This is a genomic window from Komagataeibacter diospyri, assembly GCF_043995075.1.
Classification (GTDB): Bacteria; Pseudomonadota; Alphaproteobacteria; order Acetobacterales; family Acetobacteraceae; genus Komagataeibacter; species Komagataeibacter diospyri.
In genome coordinates this window covers 1,893,078-1,912,500 of the sequence record NZ_CP171836.1, presented here as the reverse complement: position 1 = coordinate 1,912,500, position 19,423 = coordinate 1,893,078, and the positions used below count along the sequence as shown (strand labels likewise).

The 19,423-nt window shown below is 56.6% G+C and carries 11 protein-coding genes, 1 tRNA gene, 2 rRNA genes and 3 pseudogenes (1 of these 17 running past the window's edge); 13 read left to right on the top strand and 4 right to left on the bottom strand.

Annotated elements, in window-relative coordinates; all coding sequences use genetic code 11:
- From ACE2AA_RS09015 to istB, 13 genes and pseudogenes are all read left to right on the top strand, one after another.
- A 23S ribosomal RNA gene (locus ACE2AA_RS09015) occupies positions 1-1,042 on the top strand (it extends 1,699 nt beyond the left edge of the window).
- 111 nt (positions 1,043-1,153) lie between these two features.
- Positions 1,154-1,269: ribosomal RNA gene (gene rrf, locus ACE2AA_RS09010) — 5S ribosomal RNA — on the top strand.
- 21 nt (positions 1,270-1,290) lie between these two features.
- Positions 1,291-1,367 (top strand) — tRNA-Met (locus ACE2AA_RS09005).
- A 247-nt stretch (positions 1,368-1,614) separates the two neighbouring features.
- Positions 1,615-2,557 (top strand): annotated as a pseudogene (locus ACE2AA_RS09000) (hypothetical protein).
- Between the two features lie 494 nt (positions 2,558-3,051).
- Positions 3,052-3,744, top strand: coding sequence for an HNH endonuclease (locus ACE2AA_RS08995; protein WP_395369516.1), 693 nt, complete (start codon positions 3,052-3,054; stop codon positions 3,742-3,744).
- A 251-nt stretch (positions 3,745-3,995) separates the two neighbouring features.
- Positions 3,996-4,711, top strand: a protein-coding gene (locus ACE2AA_RS08990; protein WP_395372173.1) for an IS5 family transposase whose coding sequence is annotated in 2 segments (ribosomal slippage) — positions 3,996-4,296 and positions 4,296-4,711 — 717 coding nt in all. Because the reading frame shifts where the segments join, the coding sequence is not laid out codon by codon here.
- A gap of 81 nt (positions 4,712-4,792) precedes the next feature.
- A complete protein-coding gene (locus ACE2AA_RS08985; protein WP_395369514.1) occupies positions 4,793-5,245 on the top strand; it encodes a hypothetical protein in 453 nt (150 codons plus the stop codon).
- Between the two features lie 47 nt (positions 5,246-5,292).
- Complete coding sequence (locus ACE2AA_RS08980; protein ID WP_395369513.1) at positions 5,293-5,604, top strand: nucleotidyltransferase domain-containing protein; 312 nt, start codon at positions 5,293-5,295, stop codon at positions 5,602-5,604.
- Positions 5,605-5,977: 373 nt separating this feature from the next.
- The gene (locus tag ACE2AA_RS08975; protein WP_395369511.1) at positions 5,978-6,475 is read left to right on the top strand and encodes a hypothetical protein; all 498 of its coding nucleotides are present in this window, start codon (positions 5,978-5,980) and stop codon (positions 6,473-6,475) included.
- Entirely contained in the window at positions 6,472-6,867 is a 396-nt protein-coding gene (locus ACE2AA_RS08970; protein WP_395369509.1) for a hypothetical protein, read from the top strand. Before ACE2AA_RS08975 ends, ACE2AA_RS08970 begins: the two co-directional genes overlap by 4 nt.
- Complete coding sequence (locus ACE2AA_RS08965) at positions 6,864-7,259, top strand: hypothetical protein (RefSeq protein ID WP_395369508.1); 396 nt, start codon at positions 6,864-6,866, stop codon at positions 7,257-7,259. The genes ACE2AA_RS08970 and ACE2AA_RS08965 overlap by 4 nt, the downstream gene beginning before the upstream one ends.
- Positions 7,260-7,422: 163 nt before the next feature.
- A pseudogene (gene istA, locus ACE2AA_RS08960) lies at positions 7,423-8,947 on the top strand (IS21 family transposase).
- A pseudogene (gene istB, locus ACE2AA_RS08955) lies at positions 8,937-9,717 on the top strand (IS21-like element helper ATPase IstB). Before istA ends, istB begins: the two co-directional pseudogenes overlap by 11 nt.
- 242 nt (positions 9,718-9,959) lie before the next feature.
- Here istB and ACE2AA_RS08950 read toward each other — a convergent pair.
- From ACE2AA_RS08950 to ACE2AA_RS08935, 4 genes are all read right to left on the bottom strand, one after another.
- Positions 9,960-10,717 (bottom strand): IS5 family transposase gene (locus ACE2AA_RS08950; RefSeq protein WP_395369507.1). Its coding sequence is split into 2 segments (ribosomal slippage): positions 9,960-10,399 and positions 10,399-10,717, totalling 759 coding nucleotides; the frame shifts between segments, so codons are not numbered across the junction.
- Positions 10,718-10,906: 189 nt separating this feature from the next.
- On the bottom strand, positions 10,907-12,157 hold the full coding sequence (locus ACE2AA_RS08945; RefSeq protein ID WP_012812328.1) for an IS701-like element IS1452 family transposase: 1,251 nt from the start codon (positions 12,155-12,157) through the stop codon (positions 10,907-10,909).
- A 123-nt stretch (positions 12,158-12,280) separates the two neighbouring features.
- Complete coding sequence (pbpC, locus tag ACE2AA_RS08940) at positions 12,281-14,299, bottom strand: penicillin-binding protein 1C (RefSeq protein ID WP_395369505.1); 2,019 nt, start codon at positions 14,297-14,299, stop codon at positions 12,281-12,283.
- The gene (locus ACE2AA_RS08935; RefSeq protein WP_395369503.1) at positions 14,296-19,356 is read right to left on the bottom strand and encodes an alpha-2-macroglobulin family protein; all 5,061 of its coding nucleotides are present in this window, start codon (positions 19,354-19,356) and stop codon (positions 14,296-14,298) included. The genes pbpC and ACE2AA_RS08935 overlap by 4 nt, the downstream gene beginning before the upstream one ends.
- Positions 19,357-19,423: the final 67 nt, after the last annotated feature.

Genomic DNA, 19,423 nt, shown 5'->3' with positions numbered 1-19,423 from the left:
CCCGGTGCCGGAAGGTTAAGAGGAGGTGTGCAAGCACCGAATTGAAGCCCCGGTAAACGGCGGCCGTAACTATAACGGTCCTAAGGTAGCGAAATTCCTTGTCGGGTAAGTTCCGACCTGCACGAATGGCGTAACGACTTCCCCGCTGTCTCCAGCATCGGCTCAGCGAAATTGAATTCCCCGTGAAGATGCGGGGTACCCGCGGTCAGACGGAAAGACCCTATGAACCTTTACTGCAGCTTTGCAGTGGCATCAGAGACATTCTGTGTAGGATAGGTGGGAGGCTTTGAAACCGGGGCGCCAGTTCCGGTGGAGCCATCCTTGAAATACCACCCTGACTGTTTCTGATGTCTAACCGAGGCCTGTTAGCCAGGTCCGGGACCCTGCATGGTGGGCAGTTTGACTGGGGCGGTCGCCTCCCAAAGTGTAACGGAGGCGCGCGATGGTGGGCTCAGGCCGGTCGGAAACCGGCTGTCGAGTGCAATGGCATAAGCCCGCCTGACTGTGAGAGTGACAGCTCGATCAGAGACGAAAGTCGGCCATAGTGATCCGGTGGTCCCGCGTGGAAGGGCCATCGCTCAACGGATAAAAGGTACTCTAGGGATAACAGGCTGATCTCCCCCAAGAGTCCACATCGACGGGGAGGTTTGGCACCTCGATGTCGGCTCATCACATCCTGGGGCTGGAGCAGGTCCCAAGGGTTCGGCTGTTCGCCGATTAAAGTGGTACGTGAGCTGGGTTTAGAACGTCGTGAGACAGTTCGGTCCCTATCTGCCGTGGGTGTTGGAGACTTGAGAGGATTTGTCCCTAGTACGAGAGGACCGGGATGAACATACCTCTGGTGCACCGGTTGTCGCGCCAGCGGCACAGCCGGGTAGCTAAGTGTGGACGGGATAACCGCTGAAAGCATCTAAGCGGGAAACCCACCTCAAAACAAGGTCTCCCCGAGGGCCGTGATAGACCATCACGTCAATAGGCCAGGTGTGGAAGCGCAGTAATGCGTGCAGCTAACTGGTCCTAATCGCCCAACAGGCTCATTCCATCGCCACAACAGTGGCAACACACATGCACAGCAGTCATCCACTCTTCAATACTTACAAAAAGCACCAACCCATCACATCCTCTCAGCCCCTAACCAGGGATGACTGGATGACCTGGTGGCCATGGCGGGGAATGATCCACCCGATCCCATCCCGAACTCGGCCGTGAAACACCCCAGCGCCCATGATACTGTGCCTTAAGGCACGGGAAAGTCGGTCGCCGCCAGGTCTTCCAGTCACCCCTCACCACCGCGGGGTGGAGCAGCCCGGTAGCTCGTCAGGCTCATAACCTGAAGGTCATAGGTTCAAATCCTATCCCCGCAACCAACAATAAACGTCTGAAAAGACACAAAAAAAGCCACCCTCAAGGGTGGCTTTTTTTGTGACTAAATCACAATGCAGGAAACACATAGGAAACAGACGGAAAGGTAATCTGGCGTATTTTTGTCGAATGTCACAAATGCGTGAAGGTGGGAAGGGGCATCCCGTCGCCTGTTTCAGGGTATGATCCTGCCTTGTCGAGTCAGGACAGTCTCCCCTCTGCTGTCCATAACTGGAGTAGCAGGAAAGCCTCATGGCCGCAGACGAACTCACGGGACTGATCAGATATCTCGGTCAGGATGACTGGCAGGACCGTTTCGCGGAAGTGCTCGGCGATCACATCGGTCCGGCGCTGGAAGCGGGCGACATCACGTTCGAGGATCTGGCGGAGATGATCGGCCCCGACGTCGCCATGACGCTGTGGGGCTGTGCCTTCGAGGATTTTCTCGGGCAGGACCGGGACGATGGTCGGAACATCGTTGACGTCTATCTGAAGCGCCGTGGCTGGAAGGAAGGGCCGCGCAACAGCGCCTATATGCGTGCGCTCAGGGCTTCGGTCATGAGCCTGTATAAGTCTCGGACATCAGACCCGGCCAGAGCCTGATGGCGCGTGACCTGCTGCGGGGTGGCGAGCCTGTTCTCGTGCATGAAGGCACCGCCACCCGGACACTCAGACAGTGGGACCGGATTGCAACGCGGCTTGTGCCATCCGATGGAAAGACCATTCTGGCTGGCGGTCTGCTCGCCTGTTCACGGGGCGGCAGTTGCGGTTGCAGGTGAACTCAGGGGAACGTGCCGAACGTGGGCGTGCCATGCTGCAGGCCGTTCTGGGCATTCTCGTGGGCGCGCTCCTGACGCAGATCATGACACCGGTACAGGCGATGGAAGAGCAGGGCCGCAGTGGACGGGCTGCATCGCCAGACCTGCCGATCCCGCCTGAAGAGGAAGCGCGGATCATCGGGCAGATGCTGGAGCGCCATTACCGGCAGGTGCTTGATGAGCCGGTTCCGGCTCTGGGGAATGTGACACCGCATGAAGCTGCCCGGACGGCTTCAGGACGTAAAAGGTGGCCGCCTGGCTGAAGGATATCGAAAACACCACAGCCCGCGCCCGGAAAAATGACGGCGCGGGGGGTGCGTGCCTACGATTTCGGGTGGATGTGGCATGAACTCGGAATCACCATGCTCCGGAAATAGGCCGCTTTCGCCTCAAGACAGACATATAATTGGCAACGGCGGTTGCCCGAAAGCCGCCATTGTTAGGCGAACAGCGATCGGGGCGATTTGTTGCTCCTAAGGGATGTGTCGAACGGAAACTTTTTCCAAATCCTACATTATGTCCAAAGGCGGACGTTCGGTGCCAATCAAACGGAAGCTTCGCCATGCCGAGTTAGCGATCAATCTCGCTGGCGCAATGGTGGCATCTTAAATTGCGACATAGAAGAAGAGCAGTCGTTCTTAACTGTAAAGCCATTGGGCACGAGATCCCTTCTACAACCCAGACATTCTCAAAACGGCATCCGTTGCGGTCCGACATGGTCGGGATAGGCTGCCACGACCGATGATGATGCTGTCCCAATCAGCTATAATATTTACATCGTGCATCGCTAAATGGCATTAAAATCATCCTGTTATGAAACAGCAAAATTTTATCACTATAATGCAGGCGAACGACGAACTGGAGCCTGTTAATGGCAGAACGTAAGGCAATACCGACTAATACAAGACTGCGACTGTTTTCCGGAGCATCTGGTCATTGCCAAAATCCAGATTGTCTTGAACCACTTTTTCCAGTCGAATTGGGCGGTGACAAGCATATTGCTGAAATGGCCCATGTCATTCCACATGGTGAGGCCGGGCTACGTCATGAAGATCGACCCGATGGTAGCTTCGACCCTGATGCGTTCGAGAACCTGATTCTGCTTTGCTCGACGTGCCACACGAAGATCGACAAAGATCCCGATAGCTTTCCGCGCAACATCCTTTTGGATTGGAAGGAGAACCACCTTACCAACCTCGCCGCCAAGCAAGGGATTAGGGCGTATGACGATCGCTCCAAAGCGAGAGCGGCGATTACCGGAATTATGGCCGAAAACAAGGCTATTTGGGACAGGTTTGCCCCGGAACATGGGGCAGACTTTGAATATAATCCAGAGTCCGAGGTTGCAAAAGGGTGGAGCCAACGGATGCGAAGCGTTATCCTGCCCAACCATTACCGGATTCAAGCAATTATCAGAGCCAACCTAGGGCTCGCCACGGAAGATGAACGTCGGGCCTTCGCGGAGTATCAGGAACATGTCCGCGGTCTGTCAGAACGCCATGTGTGCAACGTCTCGGGACGCGCGATCCGTTTTCCCAAAGCAATGGAAGGCCTGTTTTCATGAGTTGGCAGGTGAACTACGTGCTCGCTTACATTGCTGAGAAGCCGGGGATGAGCGCGCAGCATGTGGAGGGCGAGCTGATCCGGATTAGGGCTAAGAATCAACCAGACGTCCTACGGCGTGTCGTCAGTTAAGCCCTGAGTGTGGCAGGTGAGGGTTGTACTTTGTGTCTGCGTGTGCTGACTGTTTTCCCGTTTTTTGGGGGAGACAGACAGATGCGGCGCTATGGTTTACGCGATGACCAGTAGGAGCGGATAAAGGATTTTCTTCCCGGTCGAGAAGGCTATGTCGGCGGCACTGCGGCGGACAACCGTCTGTTCGTGGAGGCGGTGCTGTATCGCTATCGCGCGGGCATTCCATGGCGCGACCTTCCTGCCCGTTTCGGGGACTGGAAAAACGTGCACCGACGTCTGCGCCGCTGGTGTGAAAGCGGCGTCATCGAACGGATATTTCGTTATCTGGCCGCTGATCATGACAACGAATACATGATGATCGACAGCACAATTGTCCGGGCGCATCAGCATAGTGCCGGAGCTCTCAGAAAAGGGGCACGGATCAGGCCATCGGACGATCACGAGGCGGGCTGACTACAAAGATCCATGCCATCTGCGACGCTCTGGGCAATCCGGTGGAACTCGGCATCACACCGGGACAGGATGCCGATATCACCCAGGCGGAACCGCTTCTGGAAAACATCGACCCGGATGCTTTCCTCGCTGACAGGGCGTATGACGCGGACAGGTTGATCGATCGGCTGATACAGCGCGGGATTACCCCGGTCATCCCGCCAAAACGCAACAGAACGACACGACGGAAAACCGATTTTTCTCTCTACCGCGAACGGAACCTTGTTGAGAGGTTCTTCAATAAACTCAAGCAGTTTCGCGCTATCGCAACCCGCTACGATAAACTGAAATCGACCTTCCTCGCAGCCGTGCAGTTCGCCTCAATCATCATCCTGCTTAACTGACGACACGCCGTAGCCGCGATATCGGCTGCGAACAAAATTGATACGGCGACAGCGGCAAGCTATAGGGAAAAATACCTGGAAATGGATTTCCTGTGCGGTTATCGGAAGACCTGCGTCTGGCCCGGTGACACTATCGAATATCTTCAGGGCGCCGGCATCGGATGGGGAAGTGCCGGAACCTTGACCTCGGCAGTGCTCGACGGTGAGGCGAACACCGCCTCCCACAAGACCTACTTTTTTTCGGACCGGCTCCTTCGACAATATGGGCGGGTGCAGAAGTTGATTCGGGAATATGACCGCATTTACCGGATCACGCTCAAGACTGGGACTATGCTCAGGATCGGTATGATCGCCGACTATGAGCCCAACGCGAACGCTGTGCGCAGCCTCTGGGATGAGTTTGGGCCCGTCGATATTGTTTGGAATATCAATCCGAACGGAAGTCCGTCGCCGGAAGCGATCGACGCCGGGGTTGAGCTTGGGTGCGAGGTGGTGAAATGGGAAGAGCTGAAGGAGCGTCTGAGAACGGCCTGATGACGGCGGCCGAGGTAGCGGCCCATCTGCTCGGTAGCTGAAGCTCCTTGGAACAGTTGTCCGCCTACATGTTCGGTTCGGCACTACGCGGGATCGGCGAGGATATCGACATTCTGGTCGTCGGTCCCGGCGGTGAGGCACTTTTGCAGCTGAAACGGGAACTCCAGGCAGCAGGCGAGTTCCTGCCGCTTCACATCCTCTACATGCTGCCCTCGGAGGAGCGGCGTACCGATTTTGTCGCGAGAGAAAAATGTGTGCCCACTCGAGCGAGTGATGGTTGCCGCCAAGAGCTAATCAGTCGCGTTCACCTCATCGCGTGGAGCTTGCTCGTGTCTTTGGCATGTCATCCATTTGAATGACCGGTTTTACCGATCGCCCTTCACGAAGCCGACAGACCTCAATCTTCCAAAAAACCGTCTGTCTGCTCAACGGAAACAGAGCAGACAGACGGTAGTCACCTTCTTTGCAGACATCGCAACGCAGATGTCCTCTTCCGGCAAGCCGACATTAAAAATTTCGCGCGGTTTGGAATTTTTTGTTTTCGTGGCAAGCTTATGGCTGTCGCGGAAACCGTTTTGCCGTTAACGGGATCAGACCTTAACTAGGTGAGGTTTTCCAACTATGGTTATCAATAGCAGGGGCACTAAAATGACATTCCAACAAGAAAACCTTAAATGAGAATACCGAATAAAGGTGAAGTATGGGAAAAAATTTTACTAACCGAGACAAAAAATGCTGATTGGAGCGAAAAAAAAGTTATCCCTTCAGACAAGGGAAGGCAGAGATATTGAAAATGAATGCAATAAGGAATCTGTCGGTCATCCAGAGATAGCGGTTTCTCAGAAACTAATCGCTCAGTATAGTAGAGCAAGCCACAGAATTACGCATCCATGCTCGACATACAATTGTCACGGATTAACTTTCGCAAGCAGAAGAACTCAAATATGGAGAGATGAAGATCTCAATAATATACTAAAAGATGACGGATATGTTGAAGTGAAACTTCATGATGTTTCTCCAGGAGATATAGTTATTTATAGAATGAAAGATGGTTCATTTAGTCACTCCGGAATCGTTGTTCGCAAAGATAAAAAAAATCCGGATATTATTGTGGAGCCAAGGCCTGATATTTTAAGTAAATGGGGAGGAAGTCATGAAGTAATACATAGCGTGACTGACTGCCCATATATAGATGGCGCAGACGTAACTTACTACAGGATAATAAAATGATTAATATTGGAAATATAAATTCTGTAATAGAGACTGTTACTATAGCAAACACGCCATCTTACATAATAAAAGAACTTAAAATAAATAAATCCGTTTTTAGAATAGCAAAAGAAAATTCTCGTGATGAGATAATTAAATACTGTTCCAGTGAAGAAATTAATAAGTTCGAAAAGTATGCTTTAATTTTCGCTTTATATATAAAGAGTGGTGGAGAGGTTGCTAAAGAACTTTTAGATATAAATGATAAGGATGAGTGGGTTCAATATGTTGTCAAGGAATTATTTAAGAGGGAGAATGTTTCGTTTTCAACTATAGTTAGGGACGCATCTCAAATTCGCGAAGTCGCCTTCCCCAAAGAAACAAGTTTAATAGCTAGTAGGACAAAAAAATGAAAGTTAAAATGCTGGCATGTTGCGAAAAAACAATTCTAGATATCGAAACCAACAGGGCAAGTTGTATCAATATTATTGACTCGATTGAGTCGAAATCGTTTCCAATACTTATCTCTAGCTTCAATGTTTTAAGTATTTTTGATAAAGAAAAGGGAGATGGCGATGAAATTTTCTACACTCTTTTCTTAAATCTAAATGATAGCGAAATTTTATCTAGGTCGCTTTCGGTTGATTTTTCAGATGTTTCCGTCGGAGTAAGATCATTAGTAGAAATTAATAACTTCGTTATACCAGTAAATGGAGATCTAGTCATTCAGTTAATAGATTATTCTGGTTCATTGTTGAGTAGTTGGCATATTAAAGTTGAAAGAGAAACACAGTCCCAAGTATAAAAACTTGCATTTTTTTAAATTCCTGGTGCTATGAGTGCCCATAGCTCTAGGTGTTGATTTTCACTGAGAACTGACCCGGGTAGGGCGGAAATTTTCATCGAGATTTGACCCATGCCTTCACACTCCCCGGCAGCATCTGTTGGGGGTTTGAGGAGTGATTGACATGGAGCTTCTGAGTGTGATCCGTCGGTGGCACTGCCGGGATCATCTTCCGATCCGCGAGATCGAACGCCGGACGGGACTGTCACGCAATACGATCCGGAAATATCTCCGGGCACAGAGTATTGAACCGCGGTTCCAGGTTCCCGAACGTCCCGGCCGACTGGACCCGTTTGCTGACAGGCTGAGGGGATGGCTGGTCCTGGAAGCCGCCCGTCCCCGCAAGAACCGGCGCACGGCGCGACGACTGCATGAAGACCTTGTGGCACTGGGTTATGATGGATCCTACGGACGGGTAGCCGCTTTCATCCGGCAGTGGAAACACGAACAGCACCAGGCACGCCAGACAACGGGTCGGGGTGTTTTCGTGCCCCTGTGCTTCCAGCCCGGGGAAGCCTTTCAGTTCGACTGGGGCGAGGACTGGGCGGTCATTGCCGGGCATCGCGTCAAGCTGCAGGTTGCCCACACAAAACTGTCCTTCAGCCGGGCCTTCATACTCAGGGCCTATCCCCTGCAGACCCACGAGATGCTTTTTGATGCGCTTACCGAGGTCTTCCGCGTACTCGGTGGCGTGCCGCGGCGGGGTATTTTTGACAACATGAAGACCGCCGTGGACCGGATTGGCTCTGGCAAGGCACGTCAGGTCAATCTGCGCTTCATGGCCCTGGCCAGCCATTATCTGTTCGAGGCGACCTTCTGCAATCCGGCAGCGGGATGGGAGAAAGGGCAGATCGAGAAGACCGTGCAGGATGCCCGGCGCCATATCTGGCAGGATCTGCCTGCCTTTCCTGATCTGGGGGCGCTGAATGCCTGGCTGGAAGCCCGCTGCCTGGACTGCTGGGAACGGCTGCAGCATATCGAACTGACCCGGAGCATCGCCGAGGTCCATGCAAGCCGAGCGTCCTCACCTCATGGTTCCGGGGCGTCCCTTTGACGGGTTTGTCGAACAGACCAGGCGCGTCTCACCAACCTGTCTGATCCGGTTCGAAGGCAACCGCTATAGCGTGCCGGCCTCCTTTGCCAATCGTCCGGTCAGCCTGCGGGTTTATCCCGACAGGCTGCGCGTTATCGCCGAAGGGCAGGTTCTGTGCGTGCATGACCGGATCATCACACGTTCGCATGGCGTGCCAGGCCGCACGGTGTATGACTGGCGGCATTATCTGGCGGTCATACAGCGCAAACCGGGCGCCCTGCGCAATGGCGCGCCGTTTGCCGAATTGCCAGCCGCCTTCCGGACCCTGCAGGATCAACTGCTCAGGCGACCTGGAGGCGACCGGGAAATGGCTGAAATCCTGGCCCTTGTGCTGCAGCATGATGAGCAGGCCGTGCTCTGCGCGGTTGAACCGGCTCCTGAAGATGGCGTGCCGACCAGGACCCATGTTCTCAATACGCTTCATCGCCTGACCGATGCCAGGAGAACCGTGGTTCCCCGGCTTGATGCCCCACAGGCCCTGGTGCTCGAACATGAACCGTGCGCCGATACAGGGCGGTATGACATTCTGCGAAGGGACAGCCGCCATGCGTCATGATCCTGCCGCCGCTTCACTTGTCGTCATGCTCCGTGGATTGCGGATGTATGGCATGTCCCAGGCTGCGGCTGACCTCATCGAGCAGGGCGCACCCGCCTTCGAGGCGGCCATCCCCATCCTCTCGCAACTCCTGAAGGCCGAACTGGCCGAACGCGAAGTGCGCTCCATCGCCTGCCAGACAAAGACCGCCCGGTTCCCCGCCTACAGGGACCTGTCCGGGTTCTCCTTTGCCGATACGCAGGTCAACGAGCCCATGGTTCGCCCCAGCTCCATGGCGGGGATTTCATCGAGCGTGCCGAAAATGTCGTGCTGATCGGTGGCCCGGGAACCGGGAAAACCCACCTGGCGACCGCGCTGGCCATCCAGGCGATCACCCATCACAGGAAGAAGGCGCGCTTCTGGTCAACGGTCGACCTGGTCAATGCGCTCGAACAGGAAAAGACCGCCAGCCGGGCCGGACAGATTGCCGACAGGCTGCTCCGCCTGGATCTCGTGATCCTTGATGAACCCGGTTATCTTCCCTTCAGCGCGTCTGGGGCGCCCTGCTGTTCCATCTGCCCAGCCGCCTCTACGGGCGCACCAGTGTCATCATCACAACCAATCTGAGCTTCAGTGAATGGGGAGACGTCTTTGGTGACCCGAAGATGACAACGGCGCTCCTCGATCGGCTGACCCATCACTGTCATATCCTCGAGACAGGAAATGACAGCTACAGGTTCCGCGCCAGCACCGCCGCGTCAAAAAACAGAAAGGACAGATCCTCTTCTTGACCGCCCGTCCGACTATGCCTGAAATAGCATCTGGCTGGGTCAATTCCTGATGAAAAACCCGGGTCAGTTCTCAGTGAAAATCAACACCCTCAGGCTCTCTTGACTATGTTGTATCGCTCGACGGACTGTCGCTGTCGTCGTGGTGCTTCCGTGGTGAACCTGGCCCATAGTGCTTCCTTCCACTCGGGTGAAAATAATGCACCATCAAATCCCGGGACCAAACATCTAGGTTCTGTCTGCATTCAACGTAGCCAGATCATGGCGCATGCGAGGTGGACGAACCCCATGAATGCAGGGAGAGTTTTCTCGCATCGCAAGGCAATCCTGCGGAAACGTTTGAGTTTGTTGAAGAAGCATTCGATCTGATGGCGTTCCTTGTAGAGGCTCCAGTTGATCGGAGGCATGATGGCGCGGCTGGGGTTGGCTTTGATTTGTGCGATTGCCCCGAGGTCATCAGCTATGAAAATGCGTAGTGGGTCAGCGTCGTAAGCGGCATCGGCAATGACATGGCCCACACCCTGCAAGCCGGACAGGAGCGCCTCGGCCTGTGGCCGGTCGCCCCATTGCCCCGGTGTCGGATGAATCCGGAGCGGTAGGCCGATCGCATCGACGACTGCATGCAGTTTGGTCGTCAACCCACCACGTGAACGACCGATGGCGGCAGTTTCAGCCCCCCTTTTGCGCCGGCCGCATCGGCATGGACTTTCGAAATGGTGCTGTCGATCAGGACGTATTCGAAGTCCGGAGTGTCGGCCAGGGCATGGAAAAGCCTTTCCCAGACACCAGAGTGTGACCAGCGTCGAAAACGAGCATGGACAGCGGTCCATTTACCGAACACCTCTGGCAGGTCACGCCAGCGCGCCGCATTGCTGGCCATCCACAAGATCGCATCCACGAACAACCGGTTGTCGACTCCACTCCGCCCAGGCGTTCCGATCCGGCCGGGAAGATGGCCTTCGATCCGGTTCCATTGCTCGTCTGTCAGTGTTCGTCTGCTCAAGGCTCGTCCTCCCTCGACAGCCTTGAATCAGAACTTCAACCCAAAGGGAATCCGTGAATGCAGACACAACCTAGCACTACAGTTGCATTTTGTGTCGTGAGTGAGCGCGGATAGCACTGGCCTGATGCGTTCGTCGAAAGACGGACCATCTGAGGATGTGAGAGACGGGTAGTCTGCGTTGTGCAAGTTTTACGACGAGGCGCCTGATCTCCTGAATGGACCAGCGGACAAGGACTGTCGTGTTCTGAGTTGTGTTTTTTTCGGTTTCAGTGAGTTTGCCTGGTAACGGACACTGGCCATGACGGCATAGGCCAGCATGACCAGAGAGACATGCCGATGCCAACCATGCCAGGAGCGGGTCTCGTTATGATCAAGACCAAATTCGTTTTTGGCCGTCTCGAACCCTTCTTCGATCCTCCAGCGCGTCCCTTCAACGTTCACCAGTTCCTGCGTGGTTGTCCCTTTCGGGCTCCAGGTCGTAAAATAGGCAAGGTCCCCGTCAGCGATGTTTCGGCGGATCAACAGGCCACGTGTCCATGGTCCGGCTATAGGGCAGTCAAATTCTTCAGCATCCAGATCAGCAAGCGGAAGATACGCCCAGTCATAAAGTCGCTCACCTTTTGTGCCGTGCCCCGCTGACAGACGACGCCAGGCCTGGTCTGGCAGTCCTGCTGCAATATCTTTCGCCTCTCCGGCAATCAGCGGTTCCGTTGCCCATGATCCGAACCAGTGATTGCCCTTGACCCCAAGCACATATCCAATTCCTGCCCGGCGAAGCGTGCGTTCTACGTCGCCCACGCCATACACGCTGTCTGCTGCAACCCAGCGGAACGGCACACCGGCCTCAATACTTCGCTCAATCATCATCGAGGCTAACGCCGGTTTGGTTGCAAACACCACGTCATCGGGAACGTGGGCCCGCTTCAGACGCTCAGGCTTTGATGTCCAGTCTTTCGGGAGATACAGGGCGCGGTCAATAAAGGCATGCCCCCGTTCCGAAACATAAGCGCCAAACACACCAATCTGGCAGTTCGTGATCTTGCCGGCAGATCCCGTATACTGCCGCCCCACACCGCAGGACGCCTGACCCTTCTTCAGAAAACCGGTCTCATCAATGACCAGCACGCCCTCTTCAGTGCCCAGATGCTCAATCACATAATCCCTGACGACGTCACGAAGGGCATCGGCATCCCAGTGCCCGCGTCCCAGAAGCGCCTGCTGCCGCCATGGACCAGGATCTCCTGCGGCTTCCGCTCGCATCCATCCCGTCTTGCGTGGTTCATTGCCAATCAAAACATCAAGAAAAGCACAGGCCGAATCTACGACACGTTTTTGCGTGAACAGCGGCGCCATCCGATCCTTGGCGGACCGAAGCGAGCGCGCCCATAATTCCAGCGTCTCTTCAACAGACGTACCGCCACTCATCATATCCTGAATCATGGTTACCCATAGATTCAGAACTCAACACAAAATGCAACTGTAGTGCTAGTCCACATCAGGCTGATTGGCTGGAAAATGGAAAACTTGTTATAAGATAAATTGACAGTGCAAGAGGGTTCCATTTTACCGTATACGAATATCAATAGTCGCATGGGCGTTTTGCGCGTCCGCAAGAGTGATGTGGGCAAAGCCAGGTGCATCGGGCGTCCAGGAAGGTTGCGCACCGGGCGGCACATCCAGCGGAATGCCATTGATATACCAATGATAAGGCGGATGGCCGCCTGAACCTTCCAGCCCGACGGGAAGCATCGTACCCTCGGAAGAGCGGCTTTCAATTTCGGAATGATTGCGCGGAAAGATGATCTGCGGTGCCTGCCGTTGTTGCAGAGTGCGCAGAGCAGGTGACAGGACTGCAACAGCACGATGAGGTTGGGCACTGGCTGACGGGGCTGATGTATGTGGGGGTGAAGAAAGCAGAGAGAGGAGAACTGCCAGCACTGGCCCTGCCGTATCCCGTCCTGTCAGCCCAGGAGAGGCGGTGCCGTCCTGGCGTCCGGCCCAGACACCGACTGTTGCCTGCGGGGTGGAGGCCATCGCCCATCCGTCACGATTGCCATAGGATGTGCCTGTCTTGAAGGCAACTCCCTCCCATGATGCTACGCCAGCCGGTGGAGCGGTGCCCCGCAGGATTGTACGAATGTCGGCATTTGCTCTGCTGGACAGCAGGAATGTCTCGGGTGCACGGGCTGCCGATTTCAGACCTGTCGGTTCACGATGCAGGGGGGCGACGTGACCATCATGATCGAGTGCCGCGTACAGCATTGTCAGGTCATGGAGTGAGATGCCTGCTCCCCCGAGAACGATCGCGAGGCTCGGCGCGCTTTGTGTGCCATCCGGGTTTTCTGGCAGTCGCAACCGCACACCGCAGGCGGAGAGGCGGTCCATGAACCGGGAGGGGCCAACCCGCTCCAGTGCCTGAATGGCAGGCACATTGAGTGAAAGCTGAAGGGCTTCACTCACAGTGGTTTCACCCCGGAAAGCATGGTCAAAATCCCTGGGAGCATAGCCGCCAATGGCGAGTCGGCTATCACGCACACGTGTGTGGGGTGTCATCCAGCCTTTTTCGAACGCCATGCCATAGACAAACGGCTTGAGTGTGGAACCGGGGGAACGGGGCGCCAAAACAGCATCTATCGCATTGCCCGGAGCCTTATGCTCGGCCCCTCCGACCCATGCAACGATCTGCCGTTCATGGTCGACAATCAGTGCTGCAAATGTTCCACGCAGCGGGGCAGGATGGCTGGCAAGCACCTGCCGTGCGTTGCGCTGGAGCCTTGCGTCAAGCGTGGTCACCACTACGCCGTTGCGCCCTGCGCTGAGAAAATGACCGGCGAGTTCAGGGGCGTCATGCGGTACGCCGCGTGTGTCTGGTGTTGGCCATGCAACAGGTCGTAATGAAGTGGCGCGTTGCAGTGTGCGGTGCGCAGCGTTCAGCAAGGCGTCAGGATGGCGGTCCGGGCGGAGTGCGGCGGGCCGCCGGGGTAAAGTTACAAGAAACGCGGCCTCGGTGGGTGCCAGATGGCTGGGTTCATGCCCGAAATAGAGCAGGGATGCCGCACGGATGCCTTCGATATTCGTGCCTTCAGGAGCCAGCGTGAGGTAAAGGTTCAATACACCCCGGCGCCCGAAACGCCATTCAAGCTGGAGGGCGCGCAGGATATCGCGCAGCTTGCCGCCCCATGTACGACGGTGCGGGGTAAGGAGGCGGCTTGTCTGCATGGCCAGCGTGGAACCGCCCGAGACAATATGACCACGCCGGGCCAGTTGCCAGATGGCGCGCGCAAGGGCCTGCGGATCAACCCCCGGATGGCTTTCAAAGCGGTGGTCTTCCGTCATCATCAGGAGTGTGATGTAGGTCGGGTCAACATCCTGGCTTTCAGTCGGCAGACGCCAGAAGCCATCGCGGCTTGTATGGCCGTCAAGCAGTGTATGGTCGCGGGCTTGAACAAGAAGGGCGGCTTGCTCGGCCCGATGCAGGTCTGGCGGATTAAAACGGTCGGCCACCAGCAGACCAGCCGGAATGAGGCCGGTGAGCAGCAGGCCGAGTGTACAGTTTCTGACGAGGCGGGGGGAAGCCCTCAATGTGCGGTGATCTCGACAGTCCCTGATGCCGTGCGCGCCATCAGGCTTGGAAGACGCCGTGCGCTGACCATCGCTTCTGGCAGAGTGAAGCGGCCCGGCGTAATGGCGCGGACGATGTAGGCGACATGGAAACTCCGCGCCGCAAGGTCTGGAGACTGCGTCGTGAAGCGCACCGCAGCACTGAAGCGATCATCCAGCGCGGCAGCGTGTTCGGTGTTGCTGAGTGTGCCCAGGAAAGCGTACGGGGGCTGTGCGCGGTCGTTTTCAGTGTCGTCCCTGTCCTGGTCGTCAGATGCGGCATCCTCAGGAGACACAATGCTCTCGATTTCCCATCCGGCAGGAAGCAGGCTGGTGATGCCGACCAGATACTGACCGGGGTGGAGGGCCGTGCCTTTGAGACTGACGATAAACCGGTCATTCTGTTGCATGTGTGTCAGGTCAAATGGCTGGCCAGTCAGGGTAAAACCCCGCATGGCCAGTGTCAGTCCGTTGGTGAGAGCTTTGACAGTCTCGGCTGGCTCGCCTTGCACGGTCAGGGTGTTGAACAGCATCTTCGTGCCGGTATTTTCAACCTGAAGACCCTTTTCGAGTGCGGCGGAATCAAACGGATAGGTAAGCGGCAGGCGAAGCGGTGTGGCGTTGGAGCGCCCCTGCACACGCACACTTCGCCCGTCAGTATCCTTGTTCAGAGCACTGGCAGCTTCGAGCAGCGCCGTTCTGGTTGCGGTTGTCAGCATATCAGGCGACAGAGTCAGCTTGCCAAACCGCCCAATGAGCAGGTGGGTGCGCCGGTCGTCATGCGCTTCGGCTGCCAGGGCAGCAAGCCCGGCCAGATCGCGCACGTAGGTCCAGTATCTGTAATCCCACAAATCCGGCTTTCCGGTGCGGGGCGGCCCGAGTGCCGAGATGGCTGCGTCCAGCAGTGCTTCTGGCGATGTCGCGCTGTTGTCCTCCGGTGCATCGTCCATCGCGAGTGCGACAGCGAGATGCCCAAGGGCCAGGGGATAGACCTGTGCATTGGAGTCTGCCGTACCAGCCCAGACATAGTTGACGTGGGTACCATCCTGCTGCGCGACGAGCGAGGCCGCGAGAGTGTGGAGTACATCAGGGTGGAGGCGACCAGCACGGGCCAGCACGTACACCGCGTAAGCGCGTGTATTCAGCAGTTCTGCCTGACTTTCACTGTCATCCTCTTCATCATCGGCCATCTGAGACTGGAGCTGCTCGCTTTCAATATGGTCGAGTAGCAGGCCGAGCCGGTCCTCCGGCACGGTGTAGCCAGCGGCTTTTGCCCGAATCAGGAAATCGGCAAGATAGTCCAGATCGTCGGGAAGACTGAAGCCATCGGAACGGTCCCACTGGCCAATCTCACCTGACGGGTTCTGGCGATCAAAAAGCGTATTGATGGCTGACTGGATGGATTTGCCCGAAGTGTCTCTGTGGTCGTGAGTCTCGGAGAGGGCCGGGTTGCCTTGTTGCAGCAGCGCACGGGCCTGAGCCGCCAGTGTATCAGAATCCCCCCAGACGCTGGATTGCAGGGATTCTTGCAACCCGACTGTATCAAGGCCGTCCGATGCGGAGATGTTGAGGGTTATCCGCGCATCTGCCGGGTTGAAGCCCGCAAGTTTCGTGCGGTCCCATGTCTGATGGCTGCCGGGTGGGAGCGGGGCAGTCCGGCTGACGGTAAGCGGAACATGCGCCAGCCTGATGCCGATGGGCCAGCTTCGCGTCAGCAGCGCTTTTGATGAGCCGGCTCGGCGCAATGTGAGATGGATATGCGCAATGGCGGTACGGTCCGGCAGGGTGGGGGCAGCGGCCAGTGCAACACGCAGGTCAGCGCGCCCACCGGGTTTGACTGGGGCGCTGAGTGTGCCGGAGCCGAGAACACGGAGCGGCCCATCCGTGGTGATCTGGACCTCGTAAGGTGCTGATGGCGCATCAACATTGATAATGGAGACCTGTGCCTGTGCCGTATCCCCCGGGGCGAGGAACCGTGGCAATCCCAGGTCGGGGAAAACCGGGTCTCGTGCTGTGATATCTGCCTGCGCGTTGCCAACGGCGTCTTTGCTCCAGGCTGAGGCCATCAGGTGAAGCTGGCCGTCAAAATCCGGCACATCGAACGAGAGAGTGCCGTGCCCGGTGCTGTCGAGTGCGACCGGACCATCGAACAGCGCGACGCTTTCCGTTGTCCGCACGGGCGGGCCGTCCGCGCTGCTGTCGTTTGACGCGGCATCCCCCCCAGACCGGATCCGGCCATTTTTCGCATCACTGAGCAGAAGAGACCCGTAGTTGTCCAGCATGTCCAGCCCAAGACGGGGACGACCGTAAAGGGCATCAAACAGGTTGATCGGCGTGAAATGCGTAAGGTTGAGAATACCCTGATCGACCGCGGACACCGCGACCTGCACATGCCCCACCGGAAGACCCTGACCGGCCTGAACTGTCACGGGAATGGTGATGCGATGACGCGGCGTGACCGTGCCGGGTGCATCAAGCGTTACGTTCAGCCGATGCGTGTCCTGATTGACACCAATCCATGTGACACCAACCGCCCGCACAGGGTCATGCGGGCGCAGGCCGGAGGCGCTGTTGAGGGGGCGGTAGAGTGTGACCAGTGCATAGGCGCCGGAATGCCAGTCCGGTGCGGCGGTTACGGGCACGTCCAGCCCTTCTTTCGGAACGTCCACGAAGCGTGTGTTCAGCACACGGTCTGTTGCAAGCATTATCTGGGCCTGCCCGGAAAAACCGCCGCCAATGTGGATGACCGTGCTACCGCCTGGCACGATATGGGTATCGCGCACGCTGAGCGGCAGATGGTCCGGTGTGCTGGCATCACCGCTTCCACCCCAGCCGACCTGAAAGCGGAGTGAACTGCCCGTTACGCCGCCACTTTCGCTCGGGACAGCACTCAGACGATATTCGCCCCAGTCCAGCGTTGGGGTAATCCGCGCTGTGCCTTTGGCATCTGTTGCAAGGTCGCCCGAGCGCATGGGCACGTCCACGGTGTGGCTGCTGAAGGTCCAGCCATTGTCGGGCGTGTAGGACCAGTTATAGATCCGGTTGACGCGTGACAGGGTCCAGTGAATTTTGCCGATGGTAACCGGACTGTTGTCAGGCGCAAAACTTGCAAGATCAATGGGGATAACAGCACTGCCCATGCTGGCGGAGGCATCTGTCGCGACACGGAGGCCGATCAGCGGTGCGGTGCGGCGGACGGGAATTGTAAAGTGCTCGCCCACGCGCCGCCCCATGGGGTCAAGAAAACCGGCGCGTATATCAAGGGCGAGCGGCCGGGTAAGGCCCTGAGGAATATCCGGCGTGAAGGTCAGCTGCGTATGGCCTTCATGATCGGTTGGATCCGCGCTGATGTCGCCGCTGGCTGATGGTGTCTCCTCATTCTCAAATCCGAAAGCCCAGCCTGTGTGGTCAGGGATCGGATCGGTCGTGGAAACAAGTTTGTAGGAACTGTCACTTTTAAGGCCTGCACCGGGCGCGCCGTAGAGAAAACGTGCCGAGGCATCAATCACAACGGCCTCTCCGGCGGTCGCGGAGGCTGGTGGCCTGAAACTGGCTTCGATACTGGGTGGCACGAAATCCTGAACGCTGAAACGGGCCGAACCGATGGCGGGCAGGGAAGGGTCGAGCAGAATATCGGCCCGCCACAGCCCCGTGGGTGCGCTAGCACTCAGGGGCAGGGTGGTGGCGTAGCCACCCTCTGCCGCACCTGTAAGCGGAATGCGCCGTTCTTCCATCATATCGGGCCGGTAAAGAACAAGAACCGGGTGCGCGTCTGGAATAGCCTGTCCTGCCCGGTCACGCAGGAGAGTGAGGAGATGCATGCTCTCACCGGGACGATAGATCCCGCGGTCAGGCTGCACGAGTGCGCGACTGCTCCCCTGAAAGGGGCTGACGGCGCCTTCAAGATGCTGTTCTGAAAAATCGAACCATTGCCGGTCAAGATGCAGAAAGCCGAAATCCTCTCCCTTGCTGGCCAGCAGGACCGAGGAGCAGTCTGCCATGGTGCCACGGAGCAGGGGGGCATCAAAATGCCCGAGGCCACTCGCATCCGTTGTGACTGTTGCCAGAGTGCCGCCATCACGGGCGCGCAGTGTCAGCGTGACATCAGGAGTAGGCTGTCCGCTCATCAGGGAGCGGGCACTGACTGTCAGTCCGTCTTCACCCCGCAGCATGGTCAGGCCAAGATCGCTCAGATTAACCCAGTGGGCAGAAATAGGCTTGCTTTGTAGAAGATCGGCGTTGATGTTCCCATGTTTGAGCGCGGTTTCCACAGGGCTTTTTTCGGGCGGCGTTGCGGCGTCTTCAACCGTCACCAGATAGAGTCCGCTCTGTCCTGCGCCAATTGTCTCTGCCAGCGGGAAGCCAGTTGTCACAGATCGGTCTGGAGCATGATCGATAGCCATGGTGCCGTGCCAGATTTCACGCATGGTCGTGTCCAGCAGGTTCTGGAACGTATAAGGATCAAAACTGGTCTGGCTCAGATCAGGAAGTGTGCTGTCGATCTGAGCTGTGCCGGGAAATTGCTGATATGCAGCGACCCGAAAGACGTGGAGACGAACCGTGGAGACGTTAACAGTTTCGATAGCGAGGGCAGGCGTATGCCCGGTCGTGCGTCCGGGCAGGATAAAGCCGTCTCCTGTCAGCCCAACGTGCGCATCACGACGCCCAAAACGGGCGCTGAGCGTGAGGGGGGTGTCGAGATTCTGGCCATCGGCTGAAGTAAAATCCGGGTCGACCTTTATTGTGTAACCCTGCCCGAAGGCAAGCTTGCCAAGGCAGAATGTGTCATTCTCAACACGCGGTGTGAAGGCGCTTTGTGGTGAGAGATGGACCGAATGGGCCAGTGTTGATGTTTCTCGTGCGTTCAGGTTCTGGTTGAAATGCAGGCAGATTTCGGGGTGTTCGCCTGTTGCATCGAGAGAGGTGCGCTGGAACGCGAAAAGCGAGGACTCAGCAGAGGCCGCCCGACTGCATGGCGCGAGGTACAGAGCCGGAAGGGCAACAAGGCTCAGGGCAGAAAGCAGAAGACGTAGAGACAATGTATCGAACCCTGAACAGTTTATGCTGGATTACGCGATGTAAGCAGTCCCGGGATTGGCGGGGACC

What these genes read in the sequence shown, in the direction of transcription:
- ACE2AA_RS08995 (WP_395369516.1), top strand. Translation starts at nt 3,052, where the DNA reads ATGGCAGAACGTAAGGCAATACCGACTAATACAAGACTGCGACTGTTT.
- ACE2AA_RS08985 (WP_395369514.1), top strand. Translation starts at nt 4,793, where the DNA reads ATGGATTTCCTGTGCGGTTATCGGAAGACCTGCGTCTGGCCCGGTGAC.
- ACE2AA_RS08975 (WP_395369511.1), top strand. Translation starts at nt 5,978, where the DNA reads ATGCTGATTGGAGCGAAAAAAAAGTTATCCCTTCAGACAAGGGAAGGC.
- ACE2AA_RS08970 (WP_395369509.1), top strand. Translation starts at nt 6,472, where the DNA reads ATGATTAATATTGGAAATATAAATTCTGTAATAGAGACTGTTACTATA.
- ACE2AA_RS08965 (WP_395369508.1), top strand. Translation starts at nt 6,864, where the DNA reads ATGAAAGTTAAAATGCTGGCATGTTGCGAAAAAACAATTCTAGATATC.
- ACE2AA_RS08945 (WP_012812328.1), bottom strand. Translation starts at nt 12,157, where the DNA reads ATGATTCAGGATATGATGAGTGGCGGTACGTCTGTTGAAGAGACGCTG.